Origin of the sequence: Lacibacter sediminis (assembly GCF_014168535.1) — a bacterium.
Taxonomy (GTDB): Bacteria; Bacteroidota; Bacteroidia; order Chitinophagales; family Chitinophagaceae; genus Lacibacter; species Lacibacter sediminis.
Window position 1 is genome coordinate 1415598 of record NZ_CP060007.1, and the last position, 15734, is coordinate 1431331.

Here is a 15734-nt window from a genome sequence, read left to right on the forward strand (position 1 = left end):
AAAAATAACGCAGCAGGCGATTGTTTGTGGCGCATTACAAAAAATTAAATCAAGAGGCTTTTATCCGAGCCTATAAAACACTATTTTTCTGATTCAAAACCTGCTGCTTGAGAACATCTATACTTCCTCTTCTACTACTGATTTGTGCCTATGTGTCTGCTCAAACGGTGCGGCAACCGTTGGTCAGCAGTTATCCCGGTTTAGGTGCTTACAGCAAGAATGCCGCTGATGCATTTTCATTCATGGTTAACCCGGCAGCATTAGCCAATCTGCAACAAACGGGGGCTGGCGTTTATAGTGAACGGCGTTTTCTGCTGAATGCCTTAAGTCAATATACAGCTGTTGCGGGTTTTCAAACCAACTCCGGAACATTTGGTTTGCAGGCGGATTATTTTGGATACTCAAATTATAATGAAACGCAGATCGGGCTAGGTTACGCAAGATCATTGGGAACGAAAATAGATGTTGGGGCTAAATTCAATTATTACAATTTGCGCATTCCAGCTTATACATCTGTTTCCACTTTTCATTTTGAAGCAGGTGTACTGATGCATTTGAGTGAGAAACTGCATGCTGGTTTTAGTGTATTCAATCCTGTTGGTGGCGAATTGAATAAGGCGGCTAATGAAAAGATAGCTTCTGTTTATCGTGGTGGTTTGGGATACGAAGTAAGTGATCGTTTCTTCATCAGTGCCGAATTGATCAAGGAAGAAAATAAAAATGCGGGGGTGAATGCGGTATTTCAATATGAACTGGTAAAGCAGTTGTTGATCCGTGCAGGAATCAATACAGTCAATACGCAGCCATTTCTTGGGGTTGGTTTAAAGTTTGGCGCATTCAGAGTTGATGTAGCAACAGCTTATCATCCGCAGTTAGGTATTTCTCCTGCGGTAATGATCTTATTCAATGGTAAAAAAAAAGAAGATAAAAGCGAGTGAGAAAGGGAATTATCATACTCGTCTTATGTTTTTGTTGTGCAAAAGGCATAGCACAGGAAACACAAACCACCGAACAGCAGATCGAAAATATTACCGAAGTAAATGAATCGGAAACAGAAGATGATTCTTATTTGCAAACGCTTCGTCATTATCAACGGAATAAACTAAATCTTAATAGTGCTTCCGAAACGGAATTAAAAGAGTTTACTTTTTTATCGCCTTTACAAATAGCTAATTTTCTCAGCTACCGGCGCCTGTTTGGAAAGTTCATCAGCATTTATGAATTGCAGTCAATACCAACATGGGACAATGAATTAATTCAAAAAATATTACCGTTTGTAATGGTTGGCCCCGCAATATCGATGAGAGAAGATGTTGGCCGAAGGTTGCGTGATGGGGAACATACAATTCTTTCAAGGATTACCTATGTGTTAGAAGAATCAAAAGGATTCAAACGAAGAAGAGATACTTCCGCAACAAGTTTTTATCCCGGCAGCCGTGAACGTTTTTTGTTGCGTTACAAATATGTGTACAGGAATCTGTTGCAGTATGGAATTACTGCTGAAAAAGATCCCGGCGAGCAATGGTTCAAAGGTGCGCAGCGAAATGGGTTTGATTATTATTCGGCGCATTTCTTTGTTCGCAATGTGGGCATCATAAAAAACCTTGCCATTGGAGATTATACCGTGAATATGGGTCAGGGATTAATTCAATGGCAATCGCTGGCATTCAAAAAAAATGTTGATGTGATCAATACAAAGCGACAGGCTTCCATTCTTCGTCCGTTTAATTCAACCAATGAATATTTCTTTAATCGTGGCGCGGCCATCACGTTAGAAAAAAATCGGTTTCAGGTAACGGGCTTTGCATCATTTCGAAAGGTGAGTGGCAATCTTACTGTCGATACATTGAATGCAGAAGATTATTTTTCTTCACTCGTTACTTCAGGCTTGCATCGCACACCAAATGAACAGGCTGATAAGAATGCTGTGCAAATGAATTCTTTTGGTGGAAATGTCAGCTATAACGATGGCAATCTGCACATCGGTGCCAATGCTGTGTATTTTCAATTTAATAAACCACTGCAACGAGATGATCAGCCTTACAACAATTTTGCCTTTAACGGAAAACAACTCACCAACATGAGTGTTGACTGGAGTTACACCTGGCGCAACATGCATTGGTATGGTGAATTGGCCAATCATAACAGAAGTAATTATGGAATGATGAGTGGCTTGCTCATCAGTGCCGATCCCAAAGTTGACCTCTCTTTTGTCTATCGGGATATTCAGAAAGGCTATCAATCAATATTTGGAAATGCATTCACCGAAGGCACTTTCCCAACCAATGAAAAAGGATTGTTTACAGGCGCATCCATCAAACCAAATGCAAAATGGAAGCTGGATGCTTATATGGATTTCTACCGCTTCCCTTATTTGCGTTTTCGCATTGATGCTCCTTCAAACGGGCAGGATTATCTTGTACAGTTAACCCATCGCCCAAACAAACAAATTGAAATTTATACCCGTTTCCGCCAGGAAAGCAAGGCGCTGAATTATACTGATGATGGTGAATTAGTAACAGCTTTGGTTGAACCGGTGATCCGAAGAAACTGGAGAACCCAAATCCAGTATAAAGTAAGTCCGTCTGTAACACTACGCCAACGGCTTGATGTTATGTGGTATGATGTGGGCGGCCCGTTGGAAAGCCGTGGTTTTCTTGCCTTTTTTGATGTGTTTTATAAACCTCAGATTAAACCTTTATCTGCCAATATACGGTTGCAGTACTTTGAAACCGATGATTTCAACAGCCGTATTTATGCATATGAGAATGATGTTCTTTACGGATTTTCCATTCCCCCATTTGCAGACAAGGGCTACCGCTATTACCTGAATGTGAATTACGACCTGTCAAAGAAGCTGACATTTTGGGTTCGCTGGGCACAATTTATTTACAGAAACAGGATGGTGATTGGCTCCGGCCTTGATGAAATTGCTGGCAATCAGCGAAGCGAAGTAAAGGTGCAGATTTTATGGAGGTTATGATTTTTATCTTGCCAAAGCAACCATCCGGAATATAGACTTGTCAAAGCATTAATATGCCTTTAATAAAAATTAACAATTTTTTGTTAGTTTAAAAGAAGCCTTATATTTGAAACGTCTTTTTAACTAAATCAATCAACATGAGAAAATTTGTAACAGTCTTAGTCCTGCTGTTAAGTTGTGGGCTGACCTTTGCCCAACAAAGGAGTGTAACTGGAAAAGTTACTTCTGAAGACGGTTCTCCACTTGCTGGAGCTACTGTCTCTGCGAAAGGTGGAAATGCTTCCACTACTACAGATGTAAGCGGTCGTTTTACCCTTTCTGTCGGTCCTAAAGTCAAAACTTTAATTTTCAGTTACGTAGGCTTAGCTACTACTGAAGTTGACATTGAGGGAGGGGAAGTGAATGTCTCCTTAAAAAACCAAAGTGCCGAGATCAGTGAAGTAATTGTTACGGGTGTTGCCGGCGCAACATCAAAAAAGAAGATGACAGTATCTGTAACCAAAGTAGGTGCAGAACAATTGCAAACTGTGCCTGCATCTTCTGCAGCCAATGCATTGGCTGGTAAAGTGGCGGGTTTAAAAACCTCATCAGTAAATGGTAACCCTGGACAGGGTGCTGATTTGTTATTAAGAGGTGATAATAACCTGGGTACGAGTTCGGCTCCGCTCATTCTTGTAGATGGAGTAATCTTATCGGGTAGCTTGGCCGACATTAATATTGACGACGTTGAATCAATGGAAGTGGTAAAGGGTGCTGCCGCAGCTGCAGCATATGGTTCCAGAGCTGGTAATGGTGTAATATCTGTTATTACGAAAAGAGGTAAAGGACTTGGCCTTAATAAGCCGGTTATTACTGTTAGAAATGAACTAGGTATGCAGGATCTGTCCCACTACCTGAAAACATCTGAGTCTCATTATTATAGGTTAGCAACTGATTGGCAAACAGCTCAGGGAAAATATACCAAGTATGCCGGTGTTACATATCCTGCTAATTACATTGGTGCAGGTTTCGATCCAGGAATCAGCGGTTCAAGAGGTATTGATGCTGATGGTTACATGGATAATCCATTTGGTGTTTATCGCAACCCTCAGGCTGAATTCTTCAGAACCGGGGTTAATTTGGTGAATTTTATTTCAGTAGCAAATCGTACAGAAAAGAACAACGTCTATCTTTCTTTTGAAAATAATAAACAGGAAGGTGTTGTTAAACTGACTGACGGTTATGAAAGACAAAACTTCCGGTTTAATATCGATCAGAACATTACTCCGTGGTTACGTTTCAGTGCATCTAACCTGTTTATCAACAGATCTTCAAGTACTGCAGGAGCAGCAAGTGGTTTGTTTTATAATATTGCCCGTATGGAAAAGGATGTTAATCTGGGTGCTCCAAACCCAGACGGACAGCCTTACTACTTACGCATCAATAACTTTAATGCGGAAGTAACAAATCCTTTATATCCTCTGTACAAGCAAAAAAACAGCTCAAAATCACGCAGATGGGTGGCTAATTATAATGTCAACATTCGTTTTACACCATGGGCTGATTTGGATGTAATCCAAACAATGGAGACTGAGAATTTCAGATCTTCAAGTATCAATCCTCAGGATACCTGGACAAGATCTGGCGGTACGGCTGCAACCATGGGTATGTCTTATACACAGGGTAGCATGTCTCAATCTACGAGCGAATCCAGAGTGAACAATACGCAAATCAATCTTAACCTCGCACATAAATTTGGCAACTTCTCTACCAGAGGTAAATTGTCTTATCTATACGAAAACAGAAATTACGAAAGCAATTTCATTAGTGCTTCTCAGTTCAGAATTTCCGGGATAGAAAATTTCGAAAACTTTTCAAGCATCAACGATGCGTCATCTTATGTTGAAAGCGAAAAAGCCCAAAACTATTTTGCAATCTTAGGCATGGATTGGAAAGACAAGATCCTTTTTGATGGTATGTTCCGTTACGATGGTTCTTCATTATTTGGTTCTGAAGCACGTTGGAATCCTTATTACAGAGCATCTGCTGGTTATCGTATCTCTGAAGATTTCAAAATCAAAGGAATTGACGAATTGAAAGTAAGAGTTGCGTACGGTACTGCTGGTATCCGTCCTGGTTTTGATTGGCAGTATGAAGTTTACAACCTTTCAAACGGTAATGCTGTAGCAAGCCAAAAAGGTAACAATTTGCTGAAGCCTTCAACAACTGAGGAAAAGGAAATTGGATTAAACGTTGATTTCTTAAAGAAATTCAGCTTAGAGGTAACTTATGCTGAGTCTGTAACAAGAGATCAGTTCCTGAATGTTCCTTTAATTCCTTTCCTGAATGATGGTTTTAACAGTCAATGGCAAAATGCCGGTACAGTAAAATCTAATACACTTGAGTTAACATTTGGAGCGAACTGGATAAAGAAGAAAGACTTCTCTTGGAAATCAACCGTTGTATTCTCAAGGGTGAAACAAAGAATTACAGAATTGCCAATTGCTCCATATTTAGCGAGTGGTCAGGATTTCAATGGTGATCAGAATATCTTCTACGTTAAAGGAGGAGAAGTATATGGTGCAATCTATGGATACAGAATGGTACGTACATTAGAAGAAATGGCTACTCAGCTCCCGGCTGGTAAAACAATTTCTGACTACGTTATAAACAGTGAAGGATATGTAATTCCAAAAGGAACTGAAGGAACAACTTCTGAATTACCGATTAAGAGATTGAATGCTGATGGCTCTTTGTGGTATGGTAAAATTGGAAATGGTAACCCTGATTTCGTTGCCGGTATTACTAATACATTAACTTACAAAGGTTTTCAGTTGTACATTTTGTTAGATTGGAAGCAAGGTGGTGACATTTACAATGGTAAGGAACAACGCTTAGTGTTTAACTACATCAGTCAAAAACAGGATATGACGAATGTGCCTGCCGGTCAAAAGAAAGCCGCTGCATACTGGGGTACTGGTATGTATGATGCTAACAACGCAAATGCATATTGGGTTGAAGATGGCACTTATTTAAAGGTTCGTGAAATTGCGTTAGGTTATTCTGTACCTACTAAAGCATTAAGTGGAATTTTTAATGGCTTTGTTAAGGGAATCAATGCGAAGGTAATTGGCCGCAACCTGTTAACTTTTTCTAAGTATTCAGGTTACGATCCTGAAGTTGGTACGATCAGATTTCCTGTTGATGGAATCAGCGCCAACCCGATTTATCGTAATATAGCATTTTCACTTCAGTTTAATTTTTAATAACATAAACGTTTTTATATGAAAAAGATTAACAGATACCTATTTTTTACAGCCTTGCTGACTGTAGGTCTGGCAGGATGTAAAAAAGATTTGTTGGATGTTCCCAATGGAAACGATCCTGACTTTTTGAAAGTATACGCAAAAGGAGAGGATGTTGAAAATGTTGCAGCAGGTCTTTTTAACGCAGTGTTTCATGGTGAACATGATTTTACCGGTGTGCAAATGATGATGGCTGTAGCAGCAGACCATGCTACATGTTCATGGGGTAATGCAGGGATGAGAGATATGTCATGGGAGCCACGTAACAATGGTTGGAATAATTCACCCAGCTATGGTAATGGTGCGGTATTAAAGGCGACTTATGATAAGATGTACTCAGCTATTTCAACTGCCAGCAAAGTAATAAAAGCAATCGATAACGGAGTTGATATTGGTGAAAACGGTGCTAATAATGCAAGGGCTATTGCTGCTGCACGTTTTGTTCAAGGGTTGGCTTACGGCAATTTGGCTTTGTTGTTCGATAAAGCCCATGTTGTTGATGAAGCGACATCTGTTGAAGGCGTTCTTGAAACGGCAATTACTTACAAACAAGTTGCAACAGCAGCGCTTGGATATCTTGACAAAGCAATTACAGAAGCCAATGCAAATTTCACAATACCTGCAAGTTGGTTTGGTACGCCAGCGGATATTTCAAGTGCAGATTTTAAGAAGATGTGTAACACCGCTGCCGCACGTATTCTTGCTTATCTTCCAAGGAATAAGACAGAATTAGCTGCTGTGGATTGGGCAAAAGTGAAGTCTTATGCAGACAATGGTATTACAGCAGATTGGAAAATTGTAATGGATGGCACAAGCACATGGTATTTTGAGGCTGGTGATTATCTTACATACCCAGGTTGGGGTCGTACGGATATGTATGTTGTAAACATGATGGATCCTACACAACCAAAACATTGGGACGATTCACCAACGTTCCCTCATCCGCCGGCATCAACCAACCCGGTTGACCAACGCTTGAATACAGATTTTGAATTTCTTGCTTCAAATGATTTTCTTGCTGCAAGGGGTTACTACCATTTCTCTAACTATAGAAATAAGCGTTACGACGCTATTTATGTAGCAGCGATTGGCGAGAAAGCAGAAGTAATGAAAGCTGAAAATGATCTCCTCAAGGCTGAAGCCCGTGCTTATTCAGGTGATTTAGCTGGTGCTGCTGCAATCATTAATGCAGGAACACGTGTTACAAGAGGTGGCATGGCTCCTGTAGCTGCAGTACTTGCTGATATTGTAAAGGCTATTCATCATGAAAGACATGTAGAGCTTTATACAACCGGTATGGGTATTCAGTTCTTCGAAATGCGCAAGTTGAATCTTCTTCAAAAAGGTACTCCTTTGCATTTCCCTATTCCTGCGAAGATATTGGAGCTATTCCGCTTATCACCTCCATTCTATACGTTTGGAACTGAGGCTAAAGCTGATGGTATTGGTACGTCAAATGCAGGTTGGAGATAAAAGAAATATTCAATCAGTTAATGAAATACAAGGGCCACCTCAAAAGAGGTGGCCTTTTTCATTAATATTGCACCTCAATCTGTTAATTTTAGCACTCTAATATTCTTCTATATTATGCCATCATTAGAAAACCGTCAGTTCATCGAAATCGAAAAGCCTATTAAGGACTTGGTTGATGAGCTAAAGGAATTGCGCCATAAGGCAGAAAAAAATCCGAAGATCGACTACTCGGCAACCATTCAGCAACTTGAGCAAAGCATCCTTGATAAACGTAATGAAATCACCCAGCATTTAACAAGCTGGCAAAAAGTGCAACTGAGCCGTCATCCCGACAGACCATATACATTAAAGTACATCGATAAGATGTGTACGAATTTCGTGGAGTTATATGGCGACCGTGGTGTGAAAGATGATAAAGCAATGGTTGGCGGTTTTGCTCAATTGGAAGGGGAAACGGTCATGGTCATTGGTCAACAGAAAGGGATCAACACCAAAATGCGTCAGCTCAGAAACTTTGGTATGGCCAACCCCGAAGGTTATCGCAAAGCATTACGATTAATGAAACTGGCGGAAAAATTCAATAAACCTGTTATTACATTAATTGATACGCCAGGTGCATTCCCCGGTCTTGAGGCTGAAGAGCGTGGACAAGGCGAAGCTATTGCCCGAAATATTTATGAAATGATCCGTTTGAAAGTGCCGGTCATTTGTGTGGTGATAGGCGAAGGTGCAAGCGGCGGGGCATTAGGTATTGGCGTGGGTGATAAAGTATTGATGCTTGAAAATACATGGTACACGGTGATATCTCCTGAAAGTTGCAGTTCCATATTATGGCGCAGCTGGGACAAGAAAGAAGTAGCTGCTGAGCAATTGAAGCTTACTCCTGAACACATGTATAAATTTGGCATTGTGGATGGCATTGTGCCTGAACCCGCAGGCGGTGCTCATTGGGATTACGATGCTGCAGCACAAATGCTGAAAAAAGAGCTGATCCCGATTTTGCAGGAGTTGAAAACTAGAGCTCCTGAAGACCGCATCAACCAACGTATAGAGCGCTACAGCAAAATGGGCTTTTGGGATGAGCTGTAAACATAACATTGGACTTAAACATAACTATTAATATTTCTTTTAATCAACTATGAGCTTCAGAGATCAACTGCGTGGAACCGGTGTGGCATTAGTTACTCCATTTAAAGACAACATGGAGATCGATTATCCAGCCCTTGAACGTGTTATTGATTTTGTGGTCGATAACGATGTAGAATATGTTATTACTCTTGGAACAACAGGCGAAACGCCAACGCTGAGTAAAGAAGAAAAGATCGAACTGATCCTTTTTACTTACGAGAAAGTAGCTGATCGTGTTCCTGTTGTAGTAGGCATTGGAGGTAACAACACATTGTCGTTGATCAAAGATCTCGAAACGTTTCCCTTACAGAGGGCGGCAGCAGTTTTAAGTGCTAGTCCGTATTACAATAAACCATCGCAGGAAGGTATTTATCAGCATTACAAAGCATTGGCAGAAGTATCACCCAAGCCGATCATTTTGTACAATGTACCTGGTCGTACCGGTAGAAACATGACTGCTGCAACAACTTTGCGGTTGGCACATGATTTCAAAAATATCATTGGTATTAAAGAAGCAAGTGGCGATATGGCGCAGTCGATGCAAATACTCAAAGATAAACCTGCCGATTTCTTAGTAGTAAGTGGGGATGATAATTTAGCGATGCCACAGATAGCATGCGGAATGGATGGTGTTATCAGCGTTGCTGCAAACTGTCTGCCGAAACAATTCAGTGAAATGGTGAGGCTGTCATTAAAAGGAAATTTTGCAGCAGCAAAATTGCTGAACGATCAGATGCTTGAAGCTTATGATCTTTTGTTTGCTGAAAATAACCCTGCCGGTGTTAAAGCATTCATGACTGAATTGAATTTGCTCGAAAACAATCTGCGGTTACCTGTTGTTCCATTAAGTGAAGGTTTGCATGCATCAGTTAAAAACTACCTGCAACGTTTGGGCTAAGAAAACCTTCTTCTTATAACAATATGTACAACTATTGCTGCCGGTTTATTCTTTTATTGGTAACAGGTTTCTGTTGCTGCAGTTCATCCATTGCGCAGTTTACTGTTAAGTTTGAAATTGTTAATCAGCCAATAGCTCACAAAGCAGATACACTTTTTGTTGCAGGTAACTTTAACGGATGGAACCCCGGTTTGCCATCGTTTCAATTTTTTAAATCAGCCAACGGCAATTTAGTTTCTGAGATCAAAGCCGTATCAAAAGGCTTGCTTGAATACAAGATCACAAGAGGGAGCTGGGCAAAAGTAGAATGCGCAGCAAGTGGAGCATCTATTAATAATCGTGTTGCAAAGATCAATTCCGATACAACATTAGCAATTCAGATAGAAGCATGGGCTGATGATATGCCCGGCCGTCCACCAGTTTCAACCCGCACCAAAAATGTGTTTGTGATGGACACGGCGTTTTTCATTCCTCAATTAAACAGAAAAAGAAGAGTGTGGGTTTATTTGCCTGCAGATTATGCGTTCAATAAAAAGGAATATCCTGTTTTGTATATGCACGATGGTCAGAATCTTTTTGATGCACTTACTGCTTCATTTGGAGAATGGGGAGTAGATGAAATGATGGACTCTGCAAGGCCAAGAAATCAATGTATTATTGTTGGTATCGATCACGGTGACAGTAAGCGGCTTACAGAGTATAATCCTTACTCATCAAGGTTTGGAGATGGTGAAGGCGATGCCTATGTCGATTTTCTTGCACAAACATTAAAGCCTTATGTCGACAAACGTTTTCGTACAAAACCTGAATCCGCAAACACATCAATCGCCGGCAGCTCTATGGGAGGACTGATCTCTTTTTATGCTGTATTGAAATATCCTGATGTATTTGGAAGGGCAGGTGTTTTTTCACCGGCATTCTGGATTGCTCCTGAAGTAATAACAAAAGTTGAAGAAGCATCTTCCATCAAGTCGCCTTTTTACTTTGTTTGTGGAGAACTGGAAGGAGAACAGATGACAAAAGACATGCAGCTTGTTTATCAACAAGTAAAAAAGAAAGGATCAACAAAATCAGTGTACCGGGTTGTTGCAAACGGGCAACATAATGAGCGTTTCTGGCAAAAAGAATTACCTGCCTTTTACGAATGGCTCAGTAATCAAACCAGATAAGTAACACCTTCTGTTGCCAGTTCAGTATTCGGGAAAACCTCTCTTGCTTCTGTTCCAAATTGCTCGATCACTTCAAATTTTGCGGAGAAATGCCCGATCAATAATCTTCCAACATTTGCTTTTAATGCAATGGTAGCTGCCTGCTTACTGGTAGAATGAAAACGCTCGGTTGCTTTTTCAGTTAATGCAGCGGGGTAGGTGCTTTCATGATAGACCAGGTCAGCATGCTGAACAATTGGCACAAGAGCTTCATCATAAATTGTGTCGGCACAAAATGCATAACTTTTTGCTTTTACATTTTCATCTGTCAGCAGTTCGTTTTTGATGAATGCGCCATCGCCGGCAACATAATCTTCTCCTGCCTGAAGGCTTGCAAAAGCAGATGTAGGAATATCATAAAAAGATGTTTTCTCAATGTTGATCTTTCTGGGTTGTCGTTTTTCACGCACCAGAAAGCCCCAGCATTCAATGCGGTGTTGCGTTGGAAAACATTCCACCGTGTAACTTTTTGACTCAAGCAGCAATCCTGCTTTTTCAATCGGGTGAAATGTAAAAGTGAATGGTAATGATGTGTTTGAAATGCGGAACTGTAAATTAATTACCTCAATTAACTCTGGTGGACCATATACATGCAATGGTTGAATGCGGCCGAGTAAAGCAAAGCTGTTTAGCAAACCAATTAAACCAAAGTAATGATCTCCATGAAGGTGAGAAATAAAAATATGGTTGATACGGCTGCGTTTGATGCGGTAGTTGAGGATCTGAATCTGACTTCCTTCTCCACAATCAAACATCAGCAGATCATCGGCAGTAGTAATAATTTGAGCGGTAGGGTGTCTGCCAAACGCAGGTATAGCAGAGTTATTTCCAAGTATGGTTACAGCCAGCATGAAGGCAATTGGTTTTAGTTGTTGGTGATGTTTTGTTTAAAGTAGGTTCTTTATTCGTCTTCAAAAAGTTCACGTTCAATTTCTTCCATTTGCACAATATCCCATGCTTCGCTTTCTGTTGGTGTATAATTCAGCAGATCAAGAATTTCCACTTTGTCGAGAAATTCTTCCAGTTCAGGTTTCATTTCACAAATAACAAAGGATAATTCCAGGTCATAGAATTCCTGTTGACTATTTAAAATAATTTGAGCCACCTGTTCGTCAATATTTGTCACCTGGCTCAGGTTAAGGATCACATTTTTGACTTCCTTTTCACGGCAGGAAAGCAACAATTGGCTGATTTCGGCTGTCATATTTTCCGAAAGTGTGGTTTCCATGGGTGTCAGCACATGAAATTTTTCCTTGGTATCAATTTTGACATTCATAGTATTATTAACAGATAGTGTGTAACTTATAGTAAACTTCAGTCAAAATTATTCGTTATAATTGTAAAAACCGAATATCCATCTATGGATCATAATTTTTCAACACAAGTAAAAGAAATCATTTCGTTCAGCAGGGAAGAAGCGTTGAGGCTTGGAAATGATTTTATCGGAACTGAACATCTCGTATTAGGGATGATCAGGGAAGGAGAAAACACTGCCATTAAAGTATTAAAAAATCTGCATGTTGATCTTTACGAGCTGCGAAAGGAAATTGAATTGGCAGTAAAAGACAAAACCGGAAAGAATATTGCCAATATCAACAGCTTGCCGTTAACGAAACAGGCAGAAAAGGTAATACGTGTAACTGTGCTTGAAGCAAAAGCACTCAAAAGTCCGCAGGTGGAAACAGAGCACCTGATGTTATCAATATTAAAAAACAAAGAGAATATCGCCACTCAGATTTTAAACCAGTTTGAAATTGATTACGATATTTTCAGAAATGAATTAGGTATGGTAAAATCAAACGAACCCCGTGCCGAGTATGATGATCCCGGCGAAGAAGACTTTGATGATGAAAAATCGAAGTACTCACAATCACGTTCCAAACAACAGGCTGGTGCAAAAAGTAAAACACCCGTGCTTGATAATTTCGGAAGAGATATTACACGATTAGCTGAGAATGGATCATTAGATCCGATTGTTGGCCGTGAAAATGAAATTGAACGTGTATCACAGATCCTTTCACGGAGGAAAAAGAACAATCCAATCTTAATTGGTGAACCAGGTGTTGGTAAAACAGCCATTGTTGAAGGTCTTGCACTTCGTATTGTTCAACGAAAGGTTTCACGTGTGTTGTATGATAAACGTGTTGTTTCGCTTGATCTTGCGGCATTGGTTGCGGGTACAAAATATCGTGGACAGTTCGAAGAACGTATGAAGGCGATCATGAATGAATTAGAGAAGAACAGAGATGTGATTCTTTTCATTGATGAGATTCATACAATTGTTGGTGCTGGTGGTGCAAGTGGCTCACTGGATGCGTCTAACATCTTTAAACCTGCATTATCAAGAGGTGAATTACAATGTATTGGTGCATCTACATTAGATGAATACAGAATGTACATCGAAAAAGATGGTGCGTTAGATCGTCGATTCCAAAAAGTAATTATTGATCCGCCAAGTATTGACGAAACAATTCAGATCCTTCATAACATCAAGTCGAAATATGAAGAGTTTCATAATGTAGCTTATAACGACGAAGCCATTAACGCTTGTGTGAAGCTGAGTGATCGTTATATGACCGATCGTTTATTACCAGACAAAGCAATTGATGTATTAGATGAAGTTGGTGCAAGAGTGCATTTGAAAAACATCAATGTGCCGCAGGAAATTCTTGACCTGGAGAAGAAGATCGAAGACATCAAACAAGAGAAGAATAAAGTAGTGAAGAGCCAGCGTTTTGAAGAAGCTGCATCTCTTCGTGATACTGAAAAGCGTTTGGGTGAAGAATTAGAGAAAGCAAAAGCGAAGTGGGAAGAAGAAAGTAAGCATAAGCGTTACCCAATTGATGAAGAAGCAATTGCTGAAGTCGTGAGTATGATGACAGGTATTCCCGTGAAGCGTATGGTACAGGCTGAGACTGATAAGCTCCGTCGTATGGCAGATGATCTGCAAGGTGCAGTAATTGGCCAGGATGAGGCAATCAGCAAAGTAGTGAAAGCGATCCAGCGTAACAGGGTAGGCTTGAAAGATCCAAAGAAACCAATCGGTACATTTATCTTCCTAGGTCCCACTGGTGTTGGCAAAACTGAGTTAGCCCGTGCTTTAGCCCGTTATATGTTTGACAGTGACGATGCACTTATTCGTATTGATATGAGTGAGTACATGGAAAAATTCACTGTTAGCCGTTTAATTGGTGCACCTCCCGGATATGTTGGTTATGAAGAAGGCGGTCAGTTGACAGAACGTGTACGCCGTAAACCTTATTCAGTTGTGCTATTGGATGAAATTGAAAAAGCACACCCGGATATTTATAATATTCTTTTGCAGGTGTTGGATGATGGTCAATTAACTGATGGATTAGGTCGAAAAGTTGATTTCAAGAATACACTCATCATCATGACTTCGAATATTGGTGTACGCCAGTTGAAAGATTTTGGTGAAGGTGTAGGCTTTGCTACTGCAACACGTATGCAGAATGCGGAAGAGAATAATAAAGCAGTAATTGAAAAAGCACTGAAGAAAACCTTCTCTCCTGAATTCCTGAACAGGATCGATGATGTGATGATCTTTAATTCGCTTACAAGAGATCATATCTTCCGCATCATAGATATCCTGATGAAAGGTGTAAGTGCAAGATTGAAAAATCTCGGATTTGCGCTCGAACTTACAGCAGAAGCAAAAGAATTCATCTCTGATAAAGGATATGATGCGCAGTTTGGCGCAAGGCCATTACATCGTGCCATTCAGAAATATCTTGAGGATCCATTGGCCGAGGAGATATTGAATATGAATATTAAGGATGGTGATGTGTTGATCGCTGATCTGGATAAGGAGAATCAAAAAATAAAATTCTCTTTTAAGGAGAAATCAAAAAAATCAGCAAAATCATCAGAGGCTTAAAAAACAGCGTACTGAATATTTTAAACCCCGCTCTTGCAGCGGGGTTTTTAATTAGTTTTGTCCCGTGGAAAAAAGCAAAAAAATTACGATAGCCATTGATGGATGGTCGAGTTGTGGTAAAAGCACATTGGCAAAGCAATTGTCGAAAGAGTTGGGTTATATATATATTGATAGTGGGGCAATGTATCGTGCAATTACACTTTATTTCCTGCGCAATCATATCGACTGGACAAATGAGCCGGAAGTAGATGAGGCGTTGTCCAATATTACCCTCGAGTTCAGGTCAAACAATAAAACAGGTGATTCAGAGATTTACCTCAATGAGGAAAATGTAGAGTATGTGATCCGTGATCTGGTTGTAGCTGAAAAGGTGAGTGAAGTTGCAGCAATAAAAGCCGTTCGTTCATTTGCTGTGGCCCAACAGCAGAAAATGGGGGCAGAAAAAGGTATCATCATGGATGGCAGGGATATCGGTACCACTGTTTTCCCGAACGCTGAACTCAAGATTTTTATGACAGCTGATAATGCCATCAGGGTTGAGCGACGTTTTAAAGAGCTTTACGAGAAGAACCCCAACATCACAATTGAAGAAGTAAAGGCGAATCTGGAGATGAGAGATTACATCGATTCTCACCGGGAAGTCAGCCCGCTGCAAAAAGCTTCAGATGCTGTGGTAATTGATAATTCGGATCTGACACAAACTCAGCAGCTGCAAATAGCGCTTAAGTATGTAAGGATGAAGCAGTAACAGATTGTATCCCAAAAAGTATTTTCAATTTTTTTTTGAAAAAGCTTTGCATTTTCAAAACCTACGTATATCTTCGCTCTATCATTAATCCTTCTATCCGAAGAACTCCCCTTA

At 40.2% G+C, this 15734-nt stretch carries 11 protein-coding genes; 9 read left to right on the plus strand and 2 right to left on the minus strand.

Going from position 1 to position 15734, the window contains the following annotated elements:
- Positions 1-107: 107 nt before the first annotated feature.
- The 7 genes from H4075_RS06160 to H4075_RS06190 all read left to right on the plus strand — a co-directional run bounded on the left by H4075_RS06160 (position 108) and on the right by H4075_RS06190 (position 10935).
- Entirely contained in the window at positions 108-938 is an 831-nt protein-coding gene (locus tag H4075_RS06160) for a PorV/PorQ family protein (protein ID WP_182805128.1), read from the plus strand.
- On the plus strand, positions 935-2983 hold the full coding sequence (locus tag H4075_RS06165) for a ComEA family DNA-binding protein (RefSeq protein ID WP_182805130.1): 2049 nt from the start codon (positions 935-937) through the stop codon (positions 2981-2983). Before H4075_RS06160 ends, H4075_RS06165 begins: the two co-directional genes overlap by 4 nt.
- Positions 2984-3120: 137 nt before the next feature.
- Complete coding sequence (locus tag H4075_RS06170) at positions 3121-6228, plus strand: SusC/RagA family TonB-linked outer membrane protein (RefSeq protein WP_182805132.1); 3108 nt, start codon at positions 3121-3123, stop codon at positions 6226-6228.
- Between the two features lie 18 nt (positions 6229-6246).
- The gene (locus H4075_RS06175) at positions 6247-7740 is read left to right on the plus strand and encodes a RagB/SusD family nutrient uptake outer membrane protein (RefSeq protein WP_182805133.1); all 1494 of its coding nucleotides are present in this window, start codon (positions 6247-6249) and stop codon (positions 7738-7740) included.
- Positions 7741-7854: 114 nt separating this feature from the next.
- Complete coding sequence (locus tag H4075_RS06180) at positions 7855-8829, plus strand: acetyl-CoA carboxylase carboxyltransferase subunit alpha (protein WP_182805135.1); 975 nt, start codon at positions 7855-7857, stop codon at positions 8827-8829.
- Positions 8830-8878: 49 nt separating this feature from the next.
- A complete protein-coding gene (gene dapA, locus H4075_RS06185; RefSeq protein WP_182805137.1) occupies positions 8879-9766 on the plus strand; it encodes a 4-hydroxy-tetrahydrodipicolinate synthase in 888 nt (295 codons plus the stop codon).
- Between the two features lie 23 nt (positions 9767-9789).
- A complete protein-coding gene (locus H4075_RS06190) occupies positions 9790-10935 on the plus strand; it encodes an alpha/beta hydrolase (RefSeq protein WP_182805139.1) in 1146 nt (381 codons plus the stop codon).
- Here H4075_RS06190 and H4075_RS06195 read toward each other — a convergent pair.
- Complete coding sequence (locus tag H4075_RS06195; RefSeq protein WP_182805141.1) at positions 10923-11825, minus strand: ribonuclease Z; 903 nt, start codon at positions 11823-11825, stop codon at positions 10923-10925. The two genes, H4075_RS06190 and H4075_RS06195, sit on opposite strands and share 13 nt — an antisense overlap.
- Positions 11826-11875: 50 nt before the next feature.
- On the minus strand, positions 11876-12250 hold the full coding sequence (locus H4075_RS06200; protein WP_182805143.1) for an STAS domain-containing protein: 375 nt from the start codon (positions 12248-12250) through the stop codon (positions 11876-11878).
- 84 nt (positions 12251-12334) lie between these two features.
- On the opposite strand from H4075_RS06200, the gene H4075_RS06205 reads away from it, so the two are divergent.
- Positions 12335-14872 carry an ATP-dependent Clp protease ATP-binding subunit gene (locus tag H4075_RS06205; protein WP_182805145.1) on the plus strand — a complete coding sequence of 846 codons (2538 nt, stop codon included), beginning with the start codon at positions 12335-12337 and terminating at the stop codon, positions 14870-14872.
- Between the two features lie 64 nt (positions 14873-14936).
- Positions 14937-15620 (plus strand): (d)CMP kinase, encoded by a 684-nt coding sequence (gene cmk, locus H4075_RS06210; protein WP_182805147.1) that lies wholly within the window; start codon positions 14937-14939, stop codon positions 15618-15620.
- The last annotated feature ends 114 nt before the right edge of the window (positions 15621-15734 follow it).